Below are 13,516 nucleotides of genomic sequence, written 5' to 3'. Positions count from 1 at the left end.
GGTGATCAGCGTACGGTCGCGCCGAAGGCGGCCGCGTCCCACACACCGCCGAGCGCGGGCGCCAGCCAGCTCGGCGCCGCCGTACGGAACGCCGACGGCGACAGCGATCCCGAGCCCTCGGGTACGGCGCCGAGCAGTTCCGTGCCCGCCGACTCCGGCAGATCCGCCAGATTGCAGCGCGCCGCGAGATCAGGCACGGCGGGCCAGCTGCCCACCACGACCCCCAGCGGCTCCAGCGAGCGTGCGCGCAGGGCCTCGGTGGTGAGCGCGGTCGCGTTCAGCGTGCCGAGCCCGGCGGGGGCCACGACCAGCACGGGGGCGCGCAGCAGCCGGGCTGCCTCGGCGAGGGTTCCGCCGTGTTCGTCGAACCGGACGAGCAGACCGCCGGCGCCCTCGACGAGTACGAGATCGTGCTCCGTGGCGAGCTTCTCGGCGGCCTCGGCGACGTGCTGCGGGCCCACCGGGGTCATGCCCGCCCGTCGTGCGGACGTCGCCGGTGCCAACGGTTCGGGGAACCGGGCGAGTTCGATGCCGGTCACCCCGGGGCCCGCGAGCCGTGCGGCTTCCTCCGCATCACCGGCCTCACCGGTCGCGAGCCCGGTCTGCGCGGGCTTCAGCACCGCCACCTTCCGCCCCTGCGCCGCGGCGACGGCGGCGAGGGCCGCGGTGACCACGGTCTTGCCGATCTCGGTCCCGGTTCCGCTGACGACGATGACGCCCATGCGCTGCTGCTCCTTGCGGTTGTGTTCTTGCTGTCCTGCGCTCGGGGGATTCGGGGGCTCTGCCCCCGAACGCCCGCGCCTCGGAATCCCCTGCGCCCCGGGGGCGTGGGGGGACCCCCAGCGGGGCTCGTTCCGGGCCCGTCCGTCACTTGAGGACGGACACCCCGGCCCACCGACGGTGCCGGATTCGGAGCCGCGCCGCCGCAGGGCGTACCGGGGTCGGGGGCGCGGCCCCCGGTCACCCCGCCGCCGCGGCCGCGCAGACCGCTCGCGTGATGCGGGCGAGGTCCTCGTCGCCGGTCACGTACGGGGGCATCGTGTAGATCAGATCGCGGAACGGCCGGAGCCACACGCCTTCGCGAACGGCCGCCTCCGTCGCCGCGGCCATGTCCACGGGGTGGTCGAGCTGGACGACGCCGATTCCGCCGAGGACGCGGACGTCGCGCACCCCGGTCAGGGACGCGGCCTCGGCGAGCCCCTCGCGCAGGCCCGCCTCCAGACGCTTGACCTCCTGGCCCCAGTCCTGGCCCAGCAGCAGGTCGATCGACGCGCACGCGACCGCCGCCGCCAGCGGGTTCCCCATGAACGTGGGCCCGTGGGCCAGAACGGGGACCTCGCCCTGCGAGATCCCGTCCGCCACCCTGCCCGTGCACAGCGTCGCCGCCATCGTCAGATAGCCGCCGGTCAACGCCTTGCCGAGGCACATGACATCGGGCGGGACACCCGCGTGCCCGGCGGCGAACAGCGTGCCGGTGCGCCCGAACCCGGTCGCGATCTCGTCGAAGATCAGCAGAACACCGTGCTCGTCGCAGGCCTCCCGCAGCACCCGCAGATACCCGGGGGAGTGGAACCGCATCCCCCCGGCGCCCTGCACGACCGGCTCCACGATCACCGCGGCCAGCTCGTGCGCGTGCCGCCCGATCTGCTCCCGCAGGTGATCCGCGTACGTCTCCTCGTACGAGTCGTACCCGGACGGCGGAGCGTCCGCGAAGACCTGCCGGGGCAGCACGCCCGACCACAGTTCGTGCATCCCGCCGTCCGGGTCGCACACGGCCATCGGCTGCCAGGTGTCCCCGTGGTACCCACCGCGCCAGGTCAGCAGCCGCCGCTTCGCGGGCTGTCCCACCGAGCGCCAGTACTGCAGACACATCTTCACGGCGACCTCGACGGAGACCGAGCCCGAGTCGCAGAGGAAGACATGCCGGAGCGGCTCCGGGGTGATGTCCACCAGCCGGGTGGCGAGCCGGACGGCGGGCTCATGGGTGAGCCCGCCGAACATCACATGGCTCATGCGGTCCAGCTGGCCGCGCGCGGCCTCGTTCAGCACCGGGTGGTTGTAGCCGTGGATCGCCGACCACCAGGAGGACATACCGTCGACCAACTCGCCGCGCCCATGCGCCGGTTCGGCGAGCCGGAGCCGTACTCCGGACGCGGACTCCACGACCAGCGGGTCCGTACGGCCCGGCATCGGGCCGTACGGGTGCCAGACATGGGCCCGGTCGAGGGCCACGAGCTCGCGCGCGTCGGAGCTACGCATTGGGCGCGAGGTCCGTCCCGGCGCCGCGGCGGCGCACCGCCACCAGATCCGTGCGGGCCACCGCCGCTTCCGCGGGGGCCTCCGCGGTCTCCTGCGGTGTGTCACCGCAGGGCGCGCAGCCACCGCCACCGTGCGAGCCGCAGCCGCCCGCCACCGCGTCCGCCCGGTGCTCCGGAAGTGTCGTGGTGTCCGTGCCCTCCACCTCGAAGCCCGCGTCCGCGATCATTTCGAGGTCCGCCTTGCCGGCCTGGCCCTCACTGGTCAGATAGTCGCCCAGGAAGATCGAGTTGGCGAGGTGCAGCGCCAGCGGCTGGAGCGTGCGCAGATGGACCTCGCGGCCACCCGCGAGCCGTACCTCCACGTCCGGGCAGACGAACCGCACCATGGCGAGGATCCGCAGCGCCCGCTGCGGCGTCAGGTTCCACTCCTTGGCGAGCGGCGTGCCCTCGAACGGGATCAGGAAGTTGACCGGCACCGAGTCCGGGTCCAGCTCGCGCAGCGCGAACACCACATCGACCAGGTCCTCGTCGCTCTCGCCCATACCCGCGATCAGGCCCGAGCAGGCCGAAAGACCGGCGGCGTGCGCCTTCTGGACGGTGTCCACGCGGTCCGCGTACGTGTGCGTGGTCGTGATGTCCCCGTACGTCCCCTCGGACGTGTTGAGGTTGTGGTTGTAGGCGTCGGCGCCCGCGGCGCGCAGCCGCTCCGCCTGGCCGTCGGAGAGCAATCCGAGGCAGGCGCACACCTCGACGCCCTCGTTCTGCTCCTTGATCGCCTCGATGGTCTGCGAGACCCGGTCGACGTCCCGGTCCGTCGGGCCCCGGCCGCTGGCGACGAGGCAGACCCGCTTCGCGCCACCCGCGACCCCGGCGGCCGCCGCCTGCGACGCCTCGTCCGGCTTCAACCAGGTGTACTTGAGGATCTCCGCCTTGGAGCCGAGCCGCTGGGAGCAGTACGAACAGTCTTCCGGGCATAGACCGGACTTCAGGTTGACGAGATAGTTCAGTTTCACCCGCCGTCCGAACCACTGACGGCGTACCTTTCCGGCCGCGGCCACCACTTCGAGCAGATCGTCGTCGGAGGTCGCCAGCACGGCGAGCGCTTCTTCGCGGGTCGGCAGCTCACGCCGCAGGCCCTTGTCCACCAGCGTGTTCAGGAGGTCCATGGCGCAGATCCTCGCCTACCGGACACTCCCCGGCCAAGGAGGAACTCGACAACAGACGCCGAATGAGGTGTGTGTATGGCCACACTCTGACCTCGGCTGTCCAGGGATAGGGTCTGTGCGCTGCCTACAAAAGGACCGGAGCCTCATGTCCCAGGCCTTGCCCCAGGATCCCTTCCACTGGACCGACGGCGCGGCGCGGCGCCGCGCGGACGCCGGGCTGGTACGTACGCTCCGCCCGCGATCCGCCGACGCCACCCTGCTCGATCTCGCGAGCAACGACTACCTCGGTCTCACCCGCAGGCCCGAGATCACCGCGGCGGCGGCCGAGGCGGCCCGGCGCTGGGGCGCGGGCGCCACCGGCTCCCGGCTGGTCACCGGCAGCACCGAACTCCACGCCGAACTGGAGCGGGAGCTGGCCGAGTTCTGCGGGTTCGAGGCCGCGCTCGTGTTCTCCTCCGGGTACGCGGCCAATCTCGCCGCGCTGACGGCGCTCAGCGACCACGGGTCCCTGATCGTCTCGGACGCGGGCAACCACGCCTCGATCGTCGACGGGTGCCGGCTCTCGCGGGCCGAGACCGCTGTGGTGCCGCACGCCGATCCGGACGCCGTGCGCAAGACGCTGGACGCGCACCCGGGACGGCGCGCCCTGGTGGTCTCCGACTCGGTCTTCTCCGTGGACGGCGACGCCGCTCCGCTGACCGGGTTCGCGGAGGTGTGCCGGGCGCACGGCGCTGCGCTGGTCGTCGATGACGCGCACGGCCTCGGAGTCCTCGGCGACGGTGGCCGGGGTGCCCTGGACGCGGCGGGACTCGCGGGCGCCACGGGCGTCGTGGCCACCCTCACCCTCTCCAAGTCCCTCGGCAGCCAGGGCGGTGCCGTCCTGGGCCCGGCGCGGGTCATCGACCATCTGGTCAACGCCGCCCGGACCTTCATCTTCGACACCGGCCTCGCCCCGGCCGCGGCGGGCGCGGCCCTGGCGAGCCTGCGGCTGCTGCGCCGCGAACCCGCCCTCGCGGACCGTGCCCGTGCCGTCGCCGCGACGCTGCACGACCGGCTGACGGGCGCCGGACTGACGGCCGCGCGTCCGGACGCGGCCGTGGTCTCCGTACAGGCTCCGTCGCCGGAGTCGGCCGTGCGCTGGGCGGCGGACTGCAGGGCCCGGGGACTGGCCGTCGGCTGCTTCCGGCCGCCGTCCGTGCCGGACGGCATCTCCCGGATCAGGCTCACCGCGCGGGCCGATCTCACGCCTCAGCAGGTCGAGACGGCGGTCGCCGCCATCCTGGGGACCGCGCCCGCCGTCTGAGCCGGCGGGTCCGTCAGCCGGCCGAGTCCCCTCCCAGCCCGCGCACGAAGCCGGTCCAGGCGGCGGGGGAGAACAGCAGCACCGGCAGATGGATGTTCTTCGAGTCCCGCACGGCCAGCGCGCCGTCGGCGCAGCGTGCGGTCTCGACGCAGTTGTTCATTCCGACACTGCGGCTGCTGCGCTGCCACGGGGTGCGCAGCGGGGTGTGTATGCGTGCGTCGTGAGCAGACATTGGGGGGTGCCTTCCCTACGCGCCGTCACCGATCCCGGCGATGAGATCCAACGAGTCGTGGAGCGAGAGCGCATGCGCCTGCATGGTGCGGAACGCGGCGCCGTACGCATCAAGGTCTTCTTTCCGCTCCAGATAGAGACTACTCGTCAAGTGGTCAAGAACAACCACGTCCAGATCAGAAGTGTTCGGAAAGGAGAAGATAACGAAAGGTCCGGTGAGTCCCGCGTAGCCACCGGTCGAGAACGGCAGCACCTGCAGCCGGACATGGGGGAGCCGGGCCATGTCCAGCACCCTCCTCAACTGACCGCGCATGACCCGCGGGCCGCCCACCTGCCGCCGCAGCACCGCCTCGTCCAGCACCGCGCTGAACTCCAGCGGCCGCTCCGCACGGAGCACTTGCTGCCGGGCGATCCGCACCTCCACCAGTGAGTCCACGGTGGCCGACGGCAGCCCTTCGAGCGCCGAACGGGTCACGGCCCGCGCGTAGTCGGGGGTCTGCAGCAGCCCCGGCACCACCGACGTCTCCAGCGTCCGGGCCGTACTCGCCTGGGACTCCAGACTGATGAAGTCCCGGTACTGCGGTGGGATCACCCCCCGATAGGCGTGCCACCAGCCCGTACCTCCGCCGTCCGCCGAACCGGCCAGCGTCCCCAGCAGTTCCCGCAGCCGCTGGTCGACGACCCCGTACGCATCGAGCAGCCGGGCCACGTCCGCCGGCTTCGCCCCGCTCGTGCCCGTCTCTATCCGGCTCACCTTCGACTGGTGCCAGCCCACGAGCCGCGCCGCCTCCCGGCTGGTGAGGCCCGCGCCGAGCCGCAGCCCGCGCAACTCCTCCCCGAGCTTGCGCCGGCGCACCGCGGGACCGTGCCGCATCCCCGTCTCCTCCTTCGGCCGCCGAATCCCCGGCGAATCGCAGCGCCGAGTATGGGCCCAAATACGGTCTCCCGTCGCAGAGTTCACCGCTTTGAGCGACAGATATATGCATATCCTGGTGGATCGGCACCACCGGCGACAGCAAGAGTGGCAGTCTGGCGCGAAGCACAATCCGAGGCTGTTCCGGCACATCATCCGCTCCGTGCCGCAAACCGGCCCCGGTGGGAAAGGGACAGCCCGCCATGGCAGATCACCAGGAAGCATCCGTCACTCTGCCGAGCAATCCCGCCTCGGTCCCCGCCGCGCGGAGATACGTCTCCGACATCCTCACCGAGTGGGGACTGCCGGGGGAGACCGAAGCGGCCGACACCGTCCGGCTCATCGTCTCCGAACTCGCCACCAACGCCGTGCAGCACACCTTCGGACAGTCGCCGACCTTCACGGTCGACGTCCGGCTGGAGCGCGACGAGCAACTGCGCATCGGCGTCACCGACAGCCACCCCCGATGGCCGCAGCGGCTGCCCGCGGCCGTACAGCAGGACAACGGCCGGGGCATGGTGATCATCCGCTGGCTCACCGCGGAGTGCGGCGGGCGGCTGTCCGTCAACCCCACCCCGGAGGGCGGGAAGACCATCTGGATCGTCCTGCCCTGGGCTGCCGCCGCACCCGTGCAGAACCCCAACTGACCGGATGGCGGCCCACCGGCCGGGCGGCGGCGCCGCGGTGACCCGGCCGGTGGCCACGGTCCGGCCGCGTACCGCCCGGACCGTGGAGGAGACCGGTGGCGCGGGCTCTCACCGTCCTGCGCCGGGCGCCGAGGACGGGTCTTCCCGCGAGTCCTCCCGCGAGGTGAGGTGCCGGCCCACGAGCCAGGGAAGCAGGCCCCACAGCCCCGCGCAGACGAGCAGCGTCGCGGCCGCGGCGGTCACCCCCTCGGGCGTGCCGTGCACGACGTCGACGACCAGCAGTACCGCCGAGGTCAGCGCCAGGGCGAGCACCGCCAGGCCGATGCCGGCCAGCCGGGAGGAGACGTCGACGATCTCCCGTTTGGCACCTCTGCGGAACAGGCCGCGGTGCAATGCGGCGGGCGCGGTGAACAGCGCCGCCGCGACCACGGCCAGCATCAGCGTCGTCACGTACGTACCGCGCTGGAACGAGTCGAGCGAAGGGAAGCGGGCCGTGAAGGCCAGCGTCAGCAGAAAGGCGAACAGGATCTGAACGCCGGTCTGGATGACCCGGAGCTCCTGGAGCAGCTCGACGAAGTTACGGTCGGCCCGCTCCATCTCGGTCTCGTCCCGCGAGGCGCGGAGGCTTTCGTCATCAGGCATGCATGACGACTAGCCCGCGCCCCGCGGAACATGCCACCGCTGAGCCGATCGGCGCATTCAGCCGGTCGTGCCACGCGCCCCCCACAGGATCAGCGCACGCGCCCGTACCGCACGTTCTTGGACCAGATCTTGCTCAGTTTCACGACGGAGCCGGTCTTCGGCGAGTGCCAGATCCTGCCGCCGCCCGCGTAGATACCGACGTGGTACACATACCCGCCGGCATGGAAGAAGACCAGGTCACCGCGTTGCCGCTTGCGGGCGGAGATGTGCCGGGTGCGGTTGTACTGCTGCTGCGCCGTGCGCGGCAGGCGCTTACCGGCCTTCTTGTACGAGTAGAGAATGAGCCCCGAACAGTCGAACCGGTACGGACCGGTGGCCCCGTACCTGTACGGCGCTCCCTTCTTCGACGCGGCCACCTTGAGGGCCTTCGTCGCGTGCGCCGAGGCCGCCTGGGCCTCGGAGACACCGCCCGGCATGATCAGTGAGCCGCCGACGGCGGCGAGTGTGAGAGCCGAGACGGCACCCGTCCGGGACAGCAGGGACGGGACATGTGTCTGCGCAGTCATGCGCAACCCTTCGTCAGCCGCCTGTGAAGGATGACCTGTCGGGTTCGGACCGGCGAAGAACGCCCGGCCGCGCTAGCGGCTTCACCCCGAGGACCGGCCATGCGGCCGGCCCGTACTGCGCGGGTCCTCCACTCCTGCCGAAGCCCTCATGTCGACCAGGCATCCGGTGCGGCGGCAGGACTCGGCGTCCGCCCGGACCGCCCCGCCGCGGTGGCGGGGGCTTGTCGTCCCAGGGATCTTGACGCACTTTCTGCCGGATTTCCGAGTTGAAACGACGATTTGTGAGGCTCCTCACCACTGATCCATTGGAGTGGACAGGGCCGTTTGGCGGAGTTCCGGTGGCCGCGTGACGAGCGCCGTACCAGCAACGGAACGCCGCATTGGACCAGATGGCTCAACGCTGTGCGCAACTCGCCCGATACTTATGTTGAAGCTGCGACTGGTCTGGATGGGCGACACCCACTCGTACGCCTCCGGCATGGCGCGAGCGGCGTTCCGGGCTGCCGTGTGGCCGGCCGTCAACTCGTCGGCTCGGGCGGCACGGTGATTCGCGAGGCCCTCCGCTCCCCGTCCAGCACCCGCAGGGCGCGCGTCAGCGTGGACGAGTGCAGCTCGCTCTCGCCGCGCGCGTGCATCAGCGCCAGTGAGTCCCTGAGGGCCGTGGCCCGTGCGGCCAGTGCCTGCGCGGCGCGGAGCGCGCCATAGGTGTGTGCCGTGGGCCGGGTTGATCCGTCCCAGCTGGTCGAGGACTTCGAGGTAGCAGTCGATGAACTCGCTTTCGGCGCGCGTCAGTGCGGGCAGGGGCGGCAGCTCGGGTGGCAGCATGGGCGGCTCACCTCGCGCCGGTGGAAATCACGGACGCTTTGCGGTTCTTGATGATGTGGTCCACGAGGCCGTACTCCCTGGCCGCTGCCGCGTCGAAGACGATGTCGCGTTCGAGGTCGGCGGCGATGCGCTCGGCGCTCTGACCGGTGTGCCGCACGAGCATGGCTGCCAGCTGCTCGCGCAGCCGGAGCAACTCCTGTGCCTGGATGTCCAGATCGGTCGGCTGACCCTGGAGCGGCTCGGTCAGGGCGGGCTGCCGGACGACGACCCGGGCGCCGGGCAGGGCCATTCGCTTGCCGGGCGTGCCCGCCGCGAGCAGCACGGCGGCGGTGGAGGCGGCCTGGCCGAGGCAGGTCGTCGCCACGTCGCAGGTCACCACTTGCATCGTGTCGTAGATCGCGGACATGGCGCTGATCGAGCCCCCGGGGGAGTTGATGTAGAGCGAGATGTCCTGGTCAGGGGCGGCGTACTCGAGGTGCAGGAACTGGGCGATGACGTCGTTGGCAGAAGTGTCGTCGACGGGTGTGCCGAGGAAGACGATCCGCTCGTCCAGCAGCTTCGAGTACGGATCGAGGGAGCGGAGCCCGGCGCTGGTGCGCTCGGTGAACTCGGGCAGGACGTAGCGGGCGGAAGGACGGTTCATGGCGTGCCTCTCCTCGTACGCGGCTCTCGCGGCTCTCGTGGATCTCATGGCGTGCACGGTCTTCCGGGGCTGACCGGGTTTCTGTAAAAAATGTACAGGACGTACAGACCGTTAGAATGGGGAACCTGTTCAGCGCCCTACGGCAGGCGTACGACGACGACCGCGGCGCCGAGGGCACCGAGCGTCCCCCAGTCGTCGAGCTGGAGCCCGCGGAGGAGACCGAGCAGCCGTGACCAACGGGCAGATTCACGACCGGTGCTGGGCGATCGTCGCCACCGTCGCCGATGGCCGGTACGGGGACGTGGATGCGCTCCTGGCCGGCCTCGACCCCGAGGACCTCGGGCACGTCGTAAGTGGCCTCGCCACGCTCGCCGTCGGGTTCCTGATGCCGCGCGGCACCCCGTGGACGGACAGCGGCCGACGGTCCCGTGTCGCTGATGCACTATGCGCCGAGCTGCTTCAGCGCGCGCTCGGAGAAGGGCCCGACGGTGACGACGCCGCGTAGACCTGCTGTCATCGAGGCTGGCGGGGTGTTCCTCCCCGCGGACGTCTGCCACCCCCTGTGGCTGGCGCTGCGGGCCCAGCTCGCCCGACACAGGGCCGACGGCGGGCAGGTGCGGCCCGAAGTCGCCGCAGCTCTCGAAGCGTTGCGCGCCGCCGCCCTGGACCACCTGTCCGCGAAGGGACATCCCGAACGGACACCAGCGGACATCAGCGCACCCTCGACACGTCGCCTGGTCACCACCGAGGAACTATCCGGCCGCCTCGGGGTGACCGGGCGTCACGTCCGGCGCCTGGCTGCACAGCACGGCGTCACAGCCGCAGCGCGGGGCCTGTGGCACCCGGACGACGCCGAACACCTCGCCCGCCTGCGGAAGGACCGCTGATGGCCCCCGAGCCGCTCCCCACACATGATCAGGACCCCGATGTACAGGCAGCGCGCACAGCGCAGGCCACGTATCTCGCAGCAGCGCAGGAAGCCCGCTCCTCGTACCGGCTGTCCGACCTGGCGAAGGCCGAAGCAGTCGACACCGCGTACACCATGTACCTCGAAGCGCTCCAGGCCGCGTGGGACCGGCTCAAGGCCCGCCGACGCGAGCGTCTCGAATGGCTGGAGACGCAGGTGCCCACTGGGCCCGGCATCCCTGCCGACACCTCGCCGGCCGACCGCGCCGTCCTCATGGCCGCGTTCCGCGCCGCGTACGACAAGGCCGCCGAAACCGACCGTGCAGGCCGTATCCGGCTGCTCCAGGAGGCCGAGCGGTTCGACGACGACGCCGGCCGCCGCGGAGCGCTCACCGCGATCGTCGACTTCTCCGAGCTGCACACAATCCGCGAGTGGGTCAACCAGCACCTGACCACCGCTGGCCTGCTGGACGAGGTGGCGAGCCTGCGCGAGGCCATCGCAGGCCGCTCGACGCGCCCGGATCACCGGCTCGCGGTGCAGGCGTTCCACGCCGTACGGGCCCCGGAGGAGGTCCGACAGCTGCCGCAGCTCCTGCGCCTGCGGGACGCGGCGGAGAAGCAGGGACAGGACCAGTCTGCTGCCTGGCGTGCGCACTCCGTGGCGCACTCTCGTTTCCCTCAGCCCGGCCGCTTCTGAACTCTACCGCCCTCGTCGCCCGGCTTTCTCACGAAGGGGCCGGGCGCACGGCGTTCTGGCCATACCCTGTCCTCCTCATCACTGCAGGGGGACCTGTGAACGCAACGCCACCGCAGCGACCGCCAAGACCTGACGAGGACCTGGAGCGGTTTCACAACGGGGACACCCTCGACAACATCCCGATCATCAGGGAACGCAAGCGGTTCCCATGGAAGACGATCACCGCAGCAGCTGGTGGGGTGCTCCTGGTCGCCGCGTGTTCCCTGGTGCTGGTGTTCCACCCGGGGAATCGAAACAGGGAGGCGTCAGACCTGCCGAAGTCCAGCCCCACCACTGCAGGCACCATACGCGCCGAGAGCTCGCCGCCCGCCAGCAGCCCCACGGCCAAGCAGGAGACCGCCCCCTCAACTGCGCCGACTCAGACCTCAGCTCCCACGGTGCGCTCCCAGACAAGCTGCGTCCCGGTCTCCTACAAGTTGCCCGACGGCCCGAGTCTCTGCGAGTCGAAGGCCGACGTCTGCGCCCTCGGGTCGCCCATGTACACCCCGGACATCGAGACCATCTGCGGAGCGGCTCCCGTCGCGCACATCTACGTGCAGAACGCGGAATTGGTAGAGGCCGGAGGCTGCCTGTCGCTGGAGGGCACGGCATGGGTCACGGGAACGGCCAGCTATCTCGGCGCGGGCGCACCGGGCTACCAGTGCCATGCGTTCGTCGACCGTACTGACCTTGAAACGGGCGGGGTGCCGCTGACTGTCTGCCAGGAGTACTACCCGAACACCCGGCAGACGTTCCTCGCGGAGCTCACGACGCCGGCGGGAACCATGACGGCCTGTCTCACAGCCCATCACGGCGCCTGACGACTTCGTAGTCATTGCAAGCAATCCACGGTCCGCCCGCGGGATCCCGCAGTTTCGTGCCACCGCCGTCCGGCACCCTCAACACGGGCCGGGCGTCGTCGTGTTCACGCCCCCTGCGGTGACTACATGGCGTGATGCACCCTTGACGCTCCGAACTCCGCCGGGTGATGGTCTGCAAGAAGTCGCAACCCCCTTGATCACGGAGGTCGGCATGGCTCTACGGTTCTTCGGTAAGGACCCCAACACCGACGGCGACGAGTGCCCAACGGTGTGGGTCGACGACACGAACGCAGACATGGTGTTCCAAGGGTGGAAGGCCGACGAGGCGACAGAGCAGGAGTGCCTCACCGTCGGACATGTCCCGGACACCGAGGCAGTGATCAGGATTCCGGCACGCATGGTGCCACTCGTGAGGAAGGCGTGCGATGCCGCAGAACAGCGTGCCGAGCTTCACTGAGCAGCTGGCCGACTGCCACCGCTCGGCCGTGCACCTGGAGATGCGCGACGCCTACGGCATCGCCTCGGAGGCCGAGGAGTTCGCCGCGTGGCAGGCTGGCGACGACAGCAGCCGGTACGACCGGGCCGGCCGCCGCAAGGCGTGGCTGGACCAGGTACGCGCCGCAGTGGCGCGAGGCGTCGTGATGCGGCGGGCCCGGATCGTGTCCGAGCCCGTGAGCGAGTACATCCGGTTCGAGCACGCCGGAACCCCGCTCAACATCGAGGCCGGAGAGCACGTGCGGTGGCTGCCGCGCCGACGTGCCTCTGACATCGCCCTGCCAGGCAACGACTTCTGGCTGTTCGATGACCGCGTGGTGCGCTTCAACCACTTCTCCGGGGCCGGCGCCTCAGGTGGCCCCGAAGTGGTCGACGATCCGGCCGTCGTGAAGCTGTGCTCCTCCGCCTTCGAGGCGGTGTGGGAGCGGGCGATCCCGCACGACGAGTACCGCGTCTGACGCACCCACGCGCTGATGTCCTCTCCGTCGTCCAGCGTTCAGGCCGCACGCAAGGCGATCGCTCAACGCCTGCGTGAGATGCGGTTGGACGCTGGACTGACGGCCCGGGAAGTATCCCGGCGGTGCAGCTGGCACCCGGCCAAGACCTCCCGTCTGGAGTCGGCCAAGGCGGCGCCGTCTGACGCCGACATCCGCGCCTGGTGCACGGCGTGCGGGGCCACGGACCGCATCGCCGACCTGATCGCCGCCTCCCGCTCCGCGGACTCGATGTACACGGAGTGGCGGAGGCTGCAACGCACCGGCCTGCGGCAGCTGCAAGAGTCCCGCGTCCCGCTGTACGAACGCACCCGCCTGTTCCGTACGTACTCCTCCCACGTCATGCCGGGCCTCCTCCAGACCCCGGAGTACGCGACTGCCCTGCTGTCCGCCATCACCGAGTTCCGCGGGACTCCGAACGACGTTGTGGACGCCGTAGAGGCGCGCATGGCGCGCTCCAAGAGCGTGATCCGGGAGGGCAACCATCGGTTCGTGATGCTCGTCGAGGAGTCCGTGTTGCGCTACCAGCTCGGCGAACCGGACGTGATGGCGGGACAACTGGGCTATCTGCTGTCCGCGATGGCGCTGCCGGCGGTGTCGCTCGGCATCATCCCGTTCTCAGCGCGCGCACGGCGCATGTGGACGCTGGAGGCATTCACGATGTTCGACGATCAGCGGGTGCACGTCGAGCTGCTGTCCGCGCAGGTGACGGTGACTGAGCCGAGCGAGGTCGCGACGTACGTCAAGGCTCATGCCGAGCTGATGCGGATCGCAGTCCACGGCGAGCGGGCGCGGGCCCTGATCAGGGCCGCACTTGACTCCGTTGGGTGAGGTTGCGCAACTTCCCGCAACTTCCTGGAGCCCGCTCCG

Annotated in this window: 17 protein-coding genes and 1 pseudogene; 9 read left to right on the top strand and 9 right to left on the bottom strand. The window is 70.7% G+C overall.

Annotation, left to right across the window (positions count from 1 at the left end; translation table 11 throughout):
* Window positions 1-5: 5 nt before the first annotated feature.
* The 3 genes from bioD to bioB all read right to left on the bottom strand — a co-directional run bounded on the left by bioD (window position 6) and on the right by bioB (window position 3,424).
* On the bottom strand, window positions 6-722 hold the full coding sequence (gene bioD, locus AC0699_RS13350) for a dethiobiotin synthase (RefSeq protein ID WP_478659345.1): 717 nt from the start codon (window positions 720-722) through the stop codon (window positions 6-8).
* A 238-nt stretch (window positions 723-960) separates the two neighbouring features.
* Window positions 961-2,259 carry an adenosylmethionine--8-amino-7-oxononanoate transaminase gene (locus AC0699_RS13345; RefSeq protein WP_478659343.1) on the bottom strand — a complete coding sequence of 433 codons (1,299 nt, stop codon included), beginning with the start codon at window positions 2,257-2,259 and terminating at the stop codon, window positions 961-963.
* Complete coding sequence (bioB, locus tag AC0699_RS13340) at window positions 2,252-3,424, bottom strand: biotin synthase BioB (RefSeq protein ID WP_478659341.1); 1,173 nt, start codon at window positions 3,422-3,424, stop codon at window positions 2,252-2,254. Before bioB ends, AC0699_RS13345 begins: the two co-directional genes overlap by 8 nt.
* Window positions 3,425-3,569: 145 nt before the next feature.
* Between bioB and AC0699_RS13335 the strand changes: the two genes are divergently transcribed.
* Window positions 3,570-4,727: an 8-amino-7-oxononanoate synthase gene (locus tag AC0699_RS13335; protein WP_478659339.1), complete on the top strand. Its 1,158-nt coding sequence runs from the start codon at window positions 3,570-3,572 to the stop codon at window positions 4,725-4,727.
* Between the two features lie 13 nt (window positions 4,728-4,740).
* Here the strand turns inward: AC0699_RS13335 and AC0699_RS13330 are convergent, their stop codons facing one another.
* Together AC0699_RS13330 and AC0699_RS13325 are read right to left on the bottom strand one after the other, a co-directional pair.
* Window positions 4,741-4,959 carry a DUF397 domain-containing protein gene (locus tag AC0699_RS13330; protein ID WP_478659337.1) on the bottom strand — a complete coding sequence of 73 codons (219 nt, stop codon included), beginning with the start codon at window positions 4,957-4,959 and terminating at the stop codon, window positions 4,741-4,743.
* 15 nt (window positions 4,960-4,974) lie between these two features.
* Window positions 4,975-5,832 (bottom strand): helix-turn-helix domain-containing protein, encoded by an 858-nt coding sequence (locus tag AC0699_RS13325; RefSeq protein ID WP_478659335.1) that lies wholly within the window; start codon window positions 5,830-5,832, stop codon window positions 4,975-4,977.
* A 242-nt stretch (window positions 5,833-6,074) separates the two neighbouring features.
* Between AC0699_RS13325 and AC0699_RS13320 the strand changes: the two genes are divergently transcribed.
* A complete protein-coding gene (locus tag AC0699_RS13320) occupies window positions 6,075-6,518 on the top strand; it encodes an ATP-binding protein (RefSeq protein ID WP_478659333.1) in 444 nt (147 codons plus the stop codon).
* Between the two features lie 108 nt (window positions 6,519-6,626).
* Here AC0699_RS13320 and AC0699_RS13315 read toward each other — a convergent pair whose 3' ends face one another.
* The 4 genes and pseudogenes from AC0699_RS13315 to AC0699_RS13300 all read right to left on the bottom strand — a co-directional run bounded on the left by AC0699_RS13315 (window position 6,627) and on the right by AC0699_RS13300 (window position 9,194).
* On the bottom strand, window positions 6,627-7,160 hold the full coding sequence (locus AC0699_RS13315) for a DUF6328 family protein (protein ID WP_478659331.1): 534 nt from the start codon (window positions 7,158-7,160) through the stop codon (window positions 6,627-6,629).
* A gap of 89 nt (window positions 7,161-7,249) precedes the next feature.
* Window positions 7,250-7,726 (bottom strand): C40 family peptidase, encoded by a 477-nt coding sequence (locus AC0699_RS13310; protein ID WP_478659329.1) that lies wholly within the window; start codon window positions 7,724-7,726, stop codon window positions 7,250-7,252.
* A gap of 518 nt (window positions 7,727-8,244) precedes the next feature.
* Window positions 8,245-8,551 (bottom strand): annotated as a pseudogene (locus AC0699_RS13305) (hypothetical protein).
* Between the two features lie 7 nt (window positions 8,552-8,558).
* Window positions 8,559-9,194 carry an ATP-dependent Clp protease proteolytic subunit gene (locus tag AC0699_RS13300; protein WP_478659558.1) on the bottom strand — a complete coding sequence of 212 codons (636 nt, stop codon included), beginning with the start codon at window positions 9,192-9,194 and terminating at the stop codon, window positions 8,559-8,561.
* A gap of 229 nt (window positions 9,195-9,423) precedes the next feature.
* Between AC0699_RS13300 and AC0699_RS13295 the strand changes: the two genes are divergently transcribed.
* The 7 genes from AC0699_RS13295 (at window position 9,424) to AC0699_RS13265 (ending at window position 13,477) form a co-directional block, all read left to right on the top strand.
* Window positions 9,424-9,699, top strand: coding sequence for a hypothetical protein (locus tag AC0699_RS13295; protein ID WP_478659327.1), 276 nt, complete (start codon window positions 9,424-9,426; stop codon window positions 9,697-9,699).
* A 25-nt stretch (window positions 9,700-9,724) separates the two neighbouring features.
* A complete protein-coding gene (locus AC0699_RS13290; RefSeq protein WP_478659325.1) occupies window positions 9,725-10,081 on the top strand; it encodes a hypothetical protein in 357 nt (118 codons plus the stop codon).
* A complete protein-coding gene (locus AC0699_RS13285) occupies window positions 10,081-10,797 on the top strand; it encodes a hypothetical protein (protein ID WP_478659323.1) in 717 nt (238 codons plus the stop codon). The genes AC0699_RS13290 and AC0699_RS13285 overlap by 1 nt, the downstream gene beginning before the upstream one ends.
* 437 nt (window positions 10,798-11,234) lie before the next feature.
* Window positions 11,235-11,657: a hypothetical protein gene (locus AC0699_RS13280; RefSeq protein WP_478659321.1), complete on the top strand. Its 423-nt coding sequence runs from the start codon at window positions 11,235-11,237 to the stop codon at window positions 11,655-11,657.
* A gap of 193 nt (window positions 11,658-11,850) precedes the next feature.
* Window positions 11,851-12,114: a hypothetical protein gene (locus AC0699_RS13275; RefSeq protein ID WP_478659319.1), complete on the top strand. Its 264-nt coding sequence runs from the start codon at window positions 11,851-11,853 to the stop codon at window positions 12,112-12,114.
* Window positions 12,083-12,610 (top strand): DUF6879 family protein, encoded by a 528-nt coding sequence (locus tag AC0699_RS13270; RefSeq protein WP_478659317.1) that lies wholly within the window; start codon window positions 12,083-12,085, stop codon window positions 12,608-12,610. The genes AC0699_RS13275 and AC0699_RS13270 overlap by 32 nt, the downstream gene beginning before the upstream one ends.
* 15 nt (window positions 12,611-12,625) lie before the next feature.
* A complete protein-coding gene (locus AC0699_RS13265; RefSeq protein ID WP_478659315.1) occupies window positions 12,626-13,477 on the top strand; it encodes a helix-turn-helix domain-containing protein in 852 nt (283 codons plus the stop codon).
* Window positions 13,478-13,516: the final 39 nt, after the last annotated feature.

This window comes from Streptomyces sp. NPDC043870, assembly GCF_056435785.1.
The sequence above is the reverse complement of the archived record's forward strand: the minus strand, read 5'-3'. Positions and strand labels throughout refer to the sequence as shown.